The organism is Methylobacterium organophilum (assembly GCF_022533465.1).
Taxonomy (GTDB): Bacteria; Pseudomonadota; Alphaproteobacteria; order Rhizobiales; family Beijerinckiaceae; genus Methylobacterium; species Methylobacterium organophilum.
On sequence record NZ_CP092848.1, the window covers coordinates 1,752,847 to 1,764,925 of the forward strand.

At 66.9% G+C, this 12,079-nt stretch carries 10 protein-coding genes and 3 pseudogenes; 6 read left to right on the forward strand and 7 right to left on the reverse strand.

The features are described from left to right. Positions 1–72: 72 nt before the first annotated feature. From MMB17_RS08135 to MMB17_RS08155, 5 genes and pseudogenes are all read right to left on the reverse strand, one after another. Positions 73–228: a hypothetical protein gene (locus tag MMB17_RS08135; protein WP_241101734.1), complete on the reverse strand. Its 156-nt coding sequence runs from the start codon at positions 226–228 to the stop codon at positions 73–75. Positions 229–238: 10 nt separating this feature from the next. Then, entirely contained in the window at positions 239–1,303 is a 1,065-nt protein-coding gene (gene rfbB, locus MMB17_RS08140; protein WP_241101735.1) for a dTDP-glucose 4,6-dehydratase, read from the reverse strand. Between the two features lie 155 nt (positions 1,304–1,458). After that, positions 1,459–2,213 (reverse strand): annotated as a pseudogene (locus MMB17_RS08145) (IS5 family transposase). Positions 2,214–2,287: 74 nt separating this feature from the next. Continuing rightward, positions 2,288–3,047 (reverse strand): annotated as a pseudogene (locus tag MMB17_RS08150) (IS5 family transposase). Between the two features lie 882 nt (positions 3,048–3,929). Beyond that, complete coding sequence (locus MMB17_RS08155) at positions 3,930–4,601, reverse strand: hypothetical protein (protein ID WP_012455900.1); 672 nt, start codon at positions 4,599–4,601, stop codon at positions 3,930–3,932. 568 nt (positions 4,602–5,169) lie between these two features. Here MMB17_RS08155 and MMB17_RS08160 point away from each other — a divergent pair. From MMB17_RS08160 to MMB17_RS08170, 3 genes and pseudogenes are all read left to right on the forward strand, one after another. Next, positions 5,170–6,624, forward strand: a complete 1,455-nt coding sequence (locus tag MMB17_RS08160) for a tyrosine-type recombinase/integrase (protein ID WP_017484323.1) — start codon at positions 5,170–5,172, stop codon at positions 6,622–6,624. Between the two features lie 434 nt (positions 6,625–7,058). After that, a complete protein-coding gene (locus MMB17_RS08165; RefSeq protein ID WP_231343950.1) occupies positions 7,059–7,871 on the forward strand; it encodes a hypothetical protein in 813 nt (270 codons plus the stop codon). 321 nt (positions 7,872–8,192) lie between these two features. Beyond that, positions 8,193–8,333: pseudogene (locus tag MMB17_RS08170) on the forward strand (glutaredoxin); the annotation flags it as partial. Between the two features lie 58 nt (positions 8,334–8,391). Here the strand turns inward: MMB17_RS08170 and MMB17_RS08175 are convergent. Next, on the reverse strand, positions 8,392–8,619 hold the full coding sequence (locus tag MMB17_RS08175) for a hypothetical protein (protein WP_012455897.1): 228 nt from the start codon (positions 8,617–8,619) through the stop codon (positions 8,392–8,394). Positions 8,620–8,882: 263 nt separating this feature from the next. Here MMB17_RS08175 and MMB17_RS08180 point away from each other — a divergent pair, with 263 nt between their 5' ends. The 3 genes from MMB17_RS08180 to MMB17_RS08190 all read left to right on the forward strand — a co-directional run bounded on the left by MMB17_RS08180 (position 8,883) and on the right by MMB17_RS08190 (position 11,354). Further along, on the forward strand, positions 8,883–9,740 hold the full coding sequence (locus MMB17_RS08180; protein ID WP_012455896.1) for a Dps family protein: 858 nt from the start codon (positions 8,883–8,885) through the stop codon (positions 9,738–9,740). 367 nt (positions 9,741–10,107) lie between these two features. Next, positions 10,108–10,653 (forward strand): cytochrome b, encoded by a 546-nt coding sequence (locus tag MMB17_RS08185; protein WP_012455895.1) that lies wholly within the window; start codon positions 10,108–10,110, stop codon positions 10,651–10,653. 5 nt (positions 10,654–10,658) lie between these two features. Beyond that, a complete protein-coding gene (locus tag MMB17_RS08190; RefSeq protein ID WP_012455894.1) occupies positions 10,659–11,354 on the forward strand; it encodes a VIT1/CCC1 transporter family protein in 696 nt (231 codons plus the stop codon). Here MMB17_RS08190 and MMB17_RS08195 read toward each other — a convergent pair whose 3' ends face one another. Beyond that, positions 11,355–11,606 carry a hypothetical protein gene (locus MMB17_RS08195; protein ID WP_012455893.1) on the reverse strand — a complete coding sequence of 84 codons (252 nt, stop codon included), beginning with the start codon at positions 11,604–11,606 and terminating at the stop codon, positions 11,355–11,357. Positions 11,607–12,079: the final 473 nt, after the last annotated feature.

Sequence of the window (12,079 nt, forward strand, 5' to 3'; positions counted from 1 at the left end):
TTATTCCCAGACTAATCTGCGTGCGGTTGCTTCAGTTTTTTAGACTGCAGGCACTTCGTGCGGGTTATATCATCATGAGGTCTTAATGATATAACTTGGCAGGTGCATGCCTGGAGACTCAAAGACTAATTCAGTTTTGAGGAATGTTTCCTGTGCGCCCTCCGGCCATGGAAAGGCCTGGAGCTCGGTGCCGACTTGGCCCGCACCGCCGAGGATCAGGATCTCCATGGGCGTCGCGTCAGGCGCTCTTGCGGGCCGGGGCGAGGCCGAGGCGCTCGCCGGAATAGCGGCCCTCGCGGATCGGGCGCCACCAATCCTCGTTGTCGAGATACCATTGCACCGTGTCGACCAGCGCCTCCTCGAACACCTTCGTGGGTGCCCAGCCGACCTCGGCCTCGGCCTTGGAGGGGTCGATCGCGTAGCGCCGGTCATGGCCCGGGCGGTCGGCGACGAAGGCGATCAGGCGCTCGTGCGGCCCGTGCTCGGGGCGCAGCCGGTCGAAGGCCGCGCAGAGCGCCTTCACCACGGCGAGGTTGTTGCGCACCGAACGGCCGCCGAGCAGGTAGGTCGCGCCGAGCCGGCCGCGCTCGAGCACCGCGACGAGGCCGCGGGCGTGATCCTCGACATGGATCCAGTCCCGCTCGTTCAGGCCGTCGCCGTAGACCGGCAGGCTCTTGCCCTCCAGGGCGTTGAGGATCATCAGCGGGATCAGCTTCTCGGGGAAGTGGCGCGGCCCGTAATTGTTGGAGCAGTTCGTCACCAGCACCGGCAGGCCGTAGGTCTCGTGCCAGGCCCGCGCGAGATGGTCCGAAGCCGCCTTCGAAGCCGAGTAGGGGGAGCGCGGGTCGTAACGGCTGTCCTCCGTGAAGAAGCCCCCAGGCGGCAGCGAGCCGTAGACCTCGTCCGTCGACACATGAAGGAACCGGAAGGCCGCCTTCGCCTCGCCGGTCAGGCCCTCCCAGTAGGTGCGGGCGCCGTCGAGCATCACCTGAGTGCCGATCACGTTGGTGCGCACGAAGGCGCCCGGGTCGGTGATTGAGCGGTCGACATGGCTCTCGGCGGCCAGATGCATCACCGCGTCCGGCTTGAAGTCGGCATAGAGGGCATGGACGGTCGCCGGATCGCAGATGTCGCCCTCCACCAAACGGTGATGGGGACTGCCCTCGAGCGGCTTCAGGGAGATCGGATTGGCCGCATAGGTCAGGGCGTCGAGGGTGGCGACCTCATGCCCGAGATCCTGCACCAGGTGCAGCACCAGAGCCGAGCCGATGAAGCCGCAACCGCCTGTCACCAGAAGACGCATTTTTCCCGTCTCCGCTGCATCAAAGCCACGCCACCAGAGTCCCGCTGAAAAATGATTTCCAGTTTCGTAGGACGGCTGAACACGGCAAAGTCAAGGCCCTGCGACGCTCGCGAGTCGATGTTCGAGGCTGCCCTAGGACTAGGTCGTGGACTCATTCAGGTCCATGCGACGACACAGGAAACGAGCGCGACGGCGGCCAGATAGTTGCAAGACAAACGGTCATATCGGGTCGCGACGCGCCGCCAGTTTTTGAGATGGCCGAACAGGCGCTCGATCCGGTTGCGCCGCCGGTAGGCGATCCGGCTGTGCTTGTAGGGGACCGTCCGGGAGGCCGTGGACGGGATGGTGGCGATCACCTTGCGGCTCTTCAACCAATCCCTCAGGCTCTGTGCGTCGTAGGCCTTGTCGGCAATCAGGCGCTTGGGTGGTACGACGGCCTGTAACAGAGGCAACGCCATACTGATGTCGGCCACGTTGCCCGGTGTCAGGGTGAACGCAATCGGTCGGCCACGACCATCGGCCAAGCAATGGATTTTGCTCGTGAAGCCGCCGCGCGAGCGGCCGATGGCTTGGATCCAGGCCCCCCTTTTCCGCCGGATGCCGAGCGGTGTGCCTTCACGTGAGAGGCATCGAGCATCAGCTCCTCGGGGACAGGACCTGCGGCAGCGAGCCTGGCAAAAAGCCGCTGCCAGACACCGCGCTGAGACCACCTGTTGTAGCGGTTGTAGATCGTCGTGTGCGGGCCGTAGGCAGAGGGCGTGTCCTGCCAGCGGCAGCCGACCTTCAGCACATGTAGGATGCCGCTGATCACCCGCCGGTCATCGACCCGCGGCTTGCCCGGTTGACCGTGAGGCAACTGCGGTTCGATCCGCGCCCAGGCTTCGTCCGAGAGCCAGAACAGCCGTGCCATTGCGATCCTCCTACGCAGGAAGCCCCATACCCAGGAAGAAAACGCAAGAGAAAGCAATTGGTTGTATGAGTCCCCTACCTAGGCGGCGTGGACAGTTGCCTGAGCCAGAGAACGATGGCGGCGAGGGTGACGACGGCGGCATGGTTGCGAGCGGTTTTCTCATAGCTGGTGTCCACCCGCCGGAACTGCTTGGGCTTGGCAAAACAGCACTCACTCAGATGCCGCTCCGTGGAGAGGGGGCGGTCGAGGATGTGCTTGCGGGTGCGTGATGGATTGTTCGGGATGACAGCCTTCGCCCGCTTGCCGGCGATCATGTCCCGCAGGCGATCGCTGTCGTAAGGCTGCGTCGGCCAGGACCACAGCGGCGGGGAGGCCCTTCAGCAGCGCCTCGGCCTGAGGCGCGTCGCCCGTCTGGCCGGCCGTGAGGGCGAAGCGCACCGGACAACCCAGTCTGCACACGACCAGATGGATCTTGCTGCTCAGGCCGCCACGGGAGCGACCGAGGGCCTGATCGTCAGACCCCCCTTGTTCGCGCCCGCCGCATGTTGGTGAGCGCGCACGATGGTGGAGTCGACGATCAGATACTCGAAGTCGGTATCATCCGACATCGCTTCGAAGATGCGCCACCATGCGCCCTTCCGGCTCCAGCGGCTGAACACGCTGTTCCAGTCCCCGAACGCCTCCGGCAGGTCGCGCCAGGGCGAGCCGGTGCGCACGATCCAGAGGACGCCCTCCACGAACATCCGGTTGTCGCGGCCTGTCGAGCCACGCTGATCGGGACGACCAATGGATCAGGGGCGCCCTCCGCTGCCACTGTGCGTCGCTGAAAACCAGACATCCAAAGCGCCCGAACGCTCACGAGTGATAGCGCCCGGTGCGAGGGATCGATCAATCGGATCGGTGGATTTTTCGTCGACCCTTCTGGGCCTCAAGCACACCCAGCCGTGAGTCTTATTAGGTCTTATTCGTTGGACCTAATAAACTTCGTTGGACCTATAAACGTAAGTCCTGCCACCATTTGGCTTTTCTTCGCAAAAAAAGCTTGGTGGAGCTGAGGGGACCGTTACCCCGGTCGGAGCTAAGCCATTGAACTGGAAAAATACTCTTTCCCCTCCGTGACTTGTCGGGAGATGGCTTGGGAGGGCCATGGGATTTATGGATCCTTGGGCCTCGTCCTACCACCGCCAGGGGTTCCCCGCCTCGGATGGGGATCAGCGGCCTTCGCCGCCAGATCCCGCGGTCATGCTCGACCCGGTCCGTCGTGGTTCCATCCAGCTCGGATGCCGGAGCGGCGACGCTTTGAGAGCCCCACCCCGGAACAACGCATCGACGTGTTCGTGTGTAGGGACAGCCTCGCCCTCGTGCGAAGCGCCGCACGGGTCAAGGGAGCGGCCTTCGCCGGCGTGCCTGTTCTGCCTTGGAGCATGCGCGTTCGCGGTCCGTGATACGGCAGGGGTCCGTTCGACGCGTTTCACCGCCCCGGCCTGATCGGACCGTTCTTGGGTTGCGACAGCGCCGTCGTTCGTCCGCCTGAGGAGGGTGGCAGACCGCGAAGCCTGCCGACCGTCCTCGATCCCGGGCGCGTGCAGGTCATGCCGCCTCCGTCGTCCCCGGCGAGAACCGCAAGCCCATGTGCCGATGGCCCGTGTGACCCCGGGTCGGCAATGCCACGCCGCTCGCCCGCGACTACGGGTGAAGCCGAACGCGAAGGCCGGTTCAGGATGCCTGGCTCATCGCGCCGCGTCCGTCGCCGTAAATGAGCCAAGCTTGCTCGGCCTGGACGCGGTCGAGGAACCGGAGGGCCACGGTTCTGGTGGGAACGCCCTTGGTGCCCTGGCTGATGAGCATGAGCCGGCCTTCGCCCTTGGCCAGCATCTTGCCGACGCCACCGGGAGAGGATGGGTCCGACCAGACCGCGTGCACCACGTCGGCCCGGAGGAAAAGGTCTTCCACGGTCACCTTTCCGTCCCTCACGAGATCGCCGTTTCGGTTCGCCTCATCGACAAGGCGGCGCATCTCGGTCGTGTTCGCACGCAGCAAGGCCGCGACTTCAGGAGAGGGTTGCGCAGTTCCTGGCAAGGTGGTGGACCCGTCGCCGAAGGCATCGTTCAACGCCTCCGCCATGAAGCGGTCGATGCATGGAACCGCGGTCACCTTCCCCTTGAGGCGGCCGGACTTCTCCATACGCCGGCCCACGCGCTTCCCCTTGACGAGGATCACGTGCGGGACGCCCGATCCCTCCCCGTCCGGGAACACGGCCCAGGCACAGTCAGCCGACCCGACGAGCGAGCGCATGTATTCCATGCGTTCCCGAACGGGTAAGGCGTTCAACGCCTGAGCGTGCTTGTTGGCCATTCCGGTTAGCTGTGCCAGGAGCCGCTGGTCCATGTATCCCCCCAAGTTGCGAACAGGGTGCACGGAACAAGACTCGCAGTCGTGAACGCCCAGGCTACCCGCGCCGCAAAAACGATGGCGTGGTTGAGAGCGCGTAACCGGACTCGGACCCTGTGGGCGCTGCTGCATACCCGCGTCGGCACGGTCGCGAGGCTTCCGGAGAAACCCACATCCATATCCCGGTGTATGAGGCGCCCCTCGGCGCGTGATGCGTCCTGCCAAAAGGGAGCAAAGCACCGGCATGACGGTCCGGTCGTGTCATCGGCCCTGCATCTCGCTGGGCATGAAGTGACATGAGCTCGCTCTCGCCGACGCGCATCGGTCCTAGCTGCGCGCCGGGCGGTGGCCATCGTTTCTTATCTACGGTATAATTATTCGCCCACGACTAGCACGGCGACCGGCTTGGGGACCGGGGCGGAGCCGGTTGGCAGCAGCACGACGCGTTAGTGTTGGATCAAGGTACTCGCCCCATCATCGACACTGCAGCGGACCGACGATTGACTGTCTGAGGTGCCCGGCATCCCGCTTGGCAGGAGTGAAGCGTCGCCGCGCTGGGCTCCGCATGGAGTACGTCTTGGCCCGCACGCCCGACCCGAAGAAGGCTTACCTGGAATTGCACGGCGGTACGTGGCGGGTCACGGTCTCGGTTCCGGTACCGGTGCGGCGCGCCCTCGGGGCCACGAAGCTCGTGCACAATCTCGGCACGGACAGCCTCAGGGAGGCGAACGTGCTCAAGAGGAAGCACGTGGAGCGCTTCAAGCGGCGGATCGCGGAGGCCATGGAGGCGGTGGGGCGCCCCGGCGTGGACGACATGAAGATCGCCGTTGAGTTCTCGAAGGTCGCCGAGGAACTCAAGCGGAACGGCAGTGCCGAGGATTGGCAGGAGTTTCAGGAGGCGGTCTACGAGCGCCATGCGGAGATCCGCTGGAAGGACGCGCGTTGGGTCAGGGTCGAAGATCCCGAGGAAGGTCCGAACGAGGTCGAGGAGGCGCTTCCCGAGCAGACCGAGAAGGCCATGCTCTTCTCGGCGATCTCGCACGGTCGGGCGACTCCCGTCGACCTGATGCACGAGGACTACCGCAAGCAGCTCTTCGTCAAGGACCGGACCCGGGCGGACGACGCCCGCGCGCTGCGTTTCCTGCAGGAATGGTGCAAGCGCGAGCGCATCCCGGCCACGCTTCAGGAGATCGACGTGAGGCGCGCGCACGCCTTCGCCGACGCGCTGGTCGAGATGACCGGCCTCCACCACGTGACGCTCAACAAGTACATCGGCCGGCTCTCCGGCTACTGGCAGTGGATGGTGCCGAGGACGGCGGCCGTGTCGGGCAACGTGTTCGCCAACGTCCGCCTCAAGGGCCCGAAGGAGAAGCACGACCAGAAGGAGAGGCCCTTCAAGGACAGTGAACTCGCGGACCTGCTCCGCGGGCCCGCCCCGCCGAAGCTGCGAGACCTGATGCTGATCGGGGCGCTGACCGGGGCGCGGCTCGACGCCATCGTCGACCTGAAGGTCCGCGACACGGCGTACAATTGCTTCCTGTTCAAGCCTCAGAAGCAGGAGGCGTCGGCCCGCTACGTCCCGATCCATGCCGACCTGGCGGAACTCGTCGCCCGGCGAACGGCCGGCAAGCAGCCCGAGGACGACCTTTTTCCGGAATGGCCCCCCGTCAAGAAGGCCGACTCGATGCGCGAGCGCAGCTTCAAGGCCTCGAACCGGTTCACGGAATACCGCCGAAGCGTCGGGGTCGACGAGGTGGTGCCCGGCAAGCGGCGGTCCCTGGTGAATTTCCACTCCTTCCGGCGCTGGTTCAGCAGCCGCATGGAGCAGGCCGGGGTGCCGGGCGAGATGATTTCCGCGATCGTCGGGCACAAGCGCAGCAGCATCACCCTGGACGTATACAGCGAGGGGCCGCACATGCGCGCGGCGCGTCGAGCCATCGCCAAGCTCAAGTTGCCCCCGCTGGACGGCAGCCCGATCCGCGATGAGATGACCCTCAGGCCGCGGGCGCATCCCAGGTAGGGCGCGGTTTCGACGGGCGGTCGGGCGCATCCGGCATCCGCACGGGCAGCCGTCCGCGCGACCGGCTTGCTCCGTCCCCCCCAGGAACCGTTACGGGCAGCGGGTCTCGCCTCGCCCATCGGCGTCGCCCTCGCGTGATGGCCTCGTCCCGGGAGCAAGCGCCTGGGCGTCGCGAGCCACGCGACGTGACCCAAGGTCATTTGTCTGCATCCTGGAGGTTTGCGGTAACCTTCATGACGGCTTCGGGTCGGCTCCGCGCCACCGCCACCTTGTCGCAGGTATTATACTGATGGTATAAATAAGCGTCGCAGGGGGCGAGGTTCGAGCGTGCACTGACGGAGGTGGCAATGGTCGTGGGGTTCTTTTCTGACGATGGTTCCGCTCTTTACGCCGCGCTGTTGGCCAGCTGCGGGCTCGCGTGCGTAGGACGGTTCATGACCGTCATCGACGGACACGAGATCGGGCGGCCGACCTGCGGTCCATCCATGGAGGACGCGGCGGCATCCCGGGCGGACATGTCCGCGATGCTCGCGCGGGCCGCGGCCGGCGGCCAAGCCGACGTCGGCTTCGTCGCCCCGCTCGGCTTCCTGCATGAGGGCGGCGTCTGGACCCACCTCGACGTGGCCGTGGTCTCCGGAGGGGACCCCCTGCAAGCCAGGCGCGCTAGGCGGTCCGCCGGTCACGCTGCCGGCGGAGAGCTCGCGTCCGGCGCGAAGCGTCGGGACGCATCCGATCGCTGCGCGCGGCGCCCGTGGCTCCTGACGTTCGGGGCGGGGCGGCCTCATGGGCCTGCCGCATCGCCCAAGCATGGCCTGCAGGGACGCGGCACCGAAGCCGCCGCGAGGACGCTGCCGGTCCGGGTGCCTTTGCCCGGCCGATCCGTGAAGGCCGCCATGGACCGCGGGCTTCCGACGCTTGAGACCCTACGCATCGGGATCCTGCTGGCGGCGACCTTTGAGGTCGCCGCTGCGGTTCCCGACGCGGCCGCTGTCGAACTCGCGACGATGTCCGACCTGATGTCCCCGGCATCCCATCCGGCTGACCAAGCCCTGGCCGGACGCCTGTCCGATCTGGCGGATCGGCTGGACGACATCGAACGGGCGCTGGGTACGCCGGCATCGCCGGCCGCCTCCAACAGGCGGGATCGGGGCATGCGGAGGATTGCCAGGTCCTGTCGCGACGCCGTCCCGGAACTGCCGGCGGCATCCTGGCCGACGGGCAGCGCATCCGCTGCCGGACCTCGATAGCCGGAATCGCTTCCCGCTACGCGACCGTGCGTCGACACCTGACCCGCCGATCCGGTCTCAAGAAACGCTCCGCCCCTGCCCGATCCGGTTCCGGTAGGGGCGCGAGCCGGCCACGCTGCGTCGGGCGCCCGCTGCGCCCCGCCCAAAGTGGCATCCGAATGGGACAACCAAGTGGGCGCGATGGGCGTCAAGGCCGACGCTCGGATGCCACGCGCGCAGGGTATCGGGTCAGCGCAACCTCATACCCGGCCTCGAAGTCGCGAAACCGCACCCCCGCGGGGCTCGCTCGCAGCGCCCGCTTAGACTCAGTCTCGGTGTTCAAAGGCGGTCCATCTCGACAAGTGCGACATCAAGTGCGCCTGCGTGGGCGGGTCGAGCAAGGTCCCGCTCGGCTTCGTCCCGCTCACCGAGAACGTGATGATGGTCGTTATGGCCTTCTGGATGCTGGCGATGCACCGTTGAGTGTCTTGCGCACCACCCTGGGAACCACCTGCCCCGCGCGAGAACCGGGGCGTAGACCTCAAGCCGGGTCGAGTTCGTTGACCAGCGTCGAGAGGTAGAGGGCGATCCGCCGGCTCGCCGCCGGGTCGGGGGCCGCGACCGAAAAGCCCACGTCGAGGATGTCGTCGCCGTAACGCCTCATCACCGACTCGGCCATCAGCGCGACCTCGCGCTCCGCCTGCGCCGTCAGGACCCGACGTCCGTCGCGGGTCGCCAACCGCACCTCGAAGCGCCGCGTGGACGTCAACGGTTTGCTCCCCTCGGGCGAGGCCGCCCGTCAGCGCGCCCGACGATGAGGTCAAGCAATGAACGGCCTCCGGAAACCTATCCGAAAACGCTCCCGTGACATGGCCGAGACCTCGCCAGGGGACAAGCGGGGCAGGAATCCCCGGTGCCTAAATTCGGGTTCATACCGGAACGAGGGGGAGGCCGTGTTCGTCCCAGCTAGGGCTTCCCGGCTGCCCGAAGGCGTGCGGGACCTCACCCAATGCAGCGTTCCCAAGGTTCCCGATGACCCGTCCGATCCACGCCCTGGCGGCCATGCTCCTCCTGGCCTCGACCGTGCTCACACCAGCCCTGGCACGCGAGGCCGCCCCAGCCTCAACCCCCGCCAAGGCGGTCGCCCCCTCCGCCGCACAGATCCTGGCGCGCATGCAGGTCGCCCAGGAAACCACCGCGACCCAGCCCGCGGGTTCACAGGGCCCTAGCAACAAGACCGAGGGCGTTCGCCAGTCCTCGCAGACCCAGGTGACAAGCCGCCAGCCCCTCGGGGCATTCCCGACGAACGAGGTCAGCCGCCAGCCGGTCATCGACCTCGGTGCCGGCGAGGAGGGCATGAAGAAGGACGTCGCCGCCCTTCAGCAGACCCTGACCGAGTTGCAGCAACTCCAGTTGCAGACCAAGCAGGCGCACTGGAACGCATCGGGCACCCTGTACTACCCGCTGCACCTCCTGCTGCAGGAGCACTACGAGGGCCTGTCGAAGTACGCCGACACCATCGCCGAGCGCCTCCTCGCGGTCGGCGTCTCGGCCGACGGGCGCGCGAACACCATCGTGAAGACTTCCGGCGTGCCGGAGATTCCCGGCGGCTTCCTCGACGATGCGCAGATCCTCGTGTGGTTCACCAACGCCTACAAGCGCGTCGGCGAGGAGGTGCACGCGGCCATCAAGACGACCGAGGACGTCGACCCCACCACGTCGAACCTGCTGCAGGAGGTCGAGCACGGGATCGCCAAGTACCAGTGGCAGATGCGGGCGCAGCTCCAGCGGACGCACACCGACCCGAACACCGGCTGGGACCTCAACGACAACAAGCCGGTCGACCTGCAGGGCCAGCAGGCTCCGGCCCAAACACCCGCCAAGCCCTGACGACAGCCAACCCCGCGCCGTCAGGCGCGGGGTTTCCCCTTGACCCGCGATCAGTTTATATTAATTCCAAACTAGAGATGCGCCCCCGGGATCGAACGACGCCTCAGCCTCCCCTCACGCCCGGCCAGCGAGCCATGTTGCTCCGGCTCGACCGGGAGGGACCGCTCGTCTCGCCCAAGCCCTGGGAGATGCGCACGGTCCGGTCCCTGAGGGAACGCGGGTTGATCCGCCCGCGGCTGTCGAGCCGGGACCCGGAGGGTCTCTGGTTCATCAGCGCCAAGGGCAGGCGAGCCATAGCCCCGGCGGGTCCAGCCGTCGGCGACCGTCATCCCCCGGCAGCATCACCGGCGTAGGCAGGATCTCGACCATGAATGCACCCGACGATACGACACGGCCGACGGCGAGATACGACGGCGGCACCATCGCGCTGCATTGGTTGACCGCGGCGCTCGTGCTCGGCCTATGGCTGGTCGGGACGTTCCTCGAAGACCTTGTCCCAAAGAGTGCCCTGCGCTCCGGCATCTGGTCGGCCCATTTCGACCTGGGCTTCGTCCTCACCGGCCTCGTCGTAGCCTTCCTCATCTGGCGGCGGGCCCGGGGCCGCGACCTGCCGGTCGATGACCCTGGGCCCCTTCATCGCCTGGCGAAGGCGACCCACGCCGCGCTCTACGTCCTGCTGCTGGTCATCGTCGGCCTCGGCATCGCCAACGCCTTCGTGCGCGGTGTCTCCCTCGGCCCGGTCAGCCTGCCGCAGATCGGCGACCCGGAGTGGCGGCGGCCCCTGACTCACTGGCACGGGTTGGCCGCCAACGTGCTGATGGTCCTGGCCCTGTTCCACGCGGTCGCCGCCCTCGTGCACCACTACCTCTGGCACGACGCCGTCCTGCGCCGCATGCTGCCCCGGGGATCCTGACGCCCATGCGACCCGTCCACCAGGAGCGGCACCTGATCGACCGCATCGGCTGGCTGCGAGCCGCCGTCCTCGGCGCAAATGACGGCCTCGTCTCCACCGCGAGCCTGATCGTGGGTGTGGCAGCCTCGTCCGCCAACACGGGTGAAATCCTCGTCGCCGGCAGCGCGGGCCTCGTGGCAGGCGCGATGTCGATGGCGGCCGGCGAGTACGTCTCGGTGAGTTCCCAGGCCGACACCGAGCAGGCCGACCTCGCCCGCGAGCAGCGCGAGCTCGGCGACGACCCGGCCGCCGAGTGGGAGGAACTCGCGCGGATCTACGTCGACCGGGGCCTCGACCATGCGCTCGCCTTGCAGGTCGCGGAACAACTGATGGCCAAGGATGCGCTCGGCGCCCATGCCCGGGACGAGCTCGGCATCTCCGAGGTCACGACGGCTCGGCCGGTCCAGGCGGCGCTGACCTCGGCGGCGACCTTCTCGGCCGGCGCGGCCTTACCCCTGGCGACGGCGGCGCTCTCGCCCGGCAACATCGCGGTCTATACGGTGTCGGGGGCCTCGCTGGTATTCCTGGCGGTGCTTGGGGGACTCGGCGCCAAGGCGGGCGGCGCCCCCATCGCCCGGGCGACGGCGCGGGTGACCTTCTGGGGCGTACTGGCCATGGCCGTCACGGCAGGAATCGGGAGCCTGGTCGGCAAGGCCGTCTGACTACCGCTGCGGATCGTGGCAGTGCATCTTCGGCGGCGCGGTCGCGCAATCGATGGAGCACGTCTGGTCGGGCCGGCAGAACCACTGCAGGGCGCCGGTCTTCAGACACGAGCCGGAACAGTGCCGGTGGGCCGCGTTCGTTGGTTCGACGAAGGACGCCGGCGCGTCCGGTGACGCCGCAGGTTGCTGGGCGAACGCTGCAGGCACGACCGCGAGTTGAACCAGCAGGAACCAACGCAAACGTCTCGCCATCGCAGTCTCCTCGAAAAGCGGCAGGCACACGCCGCATGTCTGCGACGACGATGCAGTGTGTAGTCGAGCTGCATTTAGCAACTGAAGATGTGAATGAAATTGACTAAAATCAATTTCATCGAATGCCGGCACCGACAATAGCGAGTGGCGGCAAGCACTTCAATGCTCATGTTGGAGAAGTGCTTGCCTGGCCTTGGGCAAGCCGGAACTGCTTTACCGCAGGTGGTGTTTCCGGCGGCGCTTCCGTCCGCGCTTTTCCCGGGGCGGGCCGCGCCATTCAAGGGAGGTTCCCGTCGATGGACAAGCCAGTCGCTGCCTGATCGGGGCCGTCAACCTGCTCGCGGCCGCCGACCCAGCACAGGCCGCGATGCCTGCCCAGACCGTGCTAACCGCGGCCATGCGTGCCGAGAGCTACGCCGACCTGCCCAAGCCCATCCCCGACGCTGTGGCGCTCCTAAAGGAGCCGGACGAGG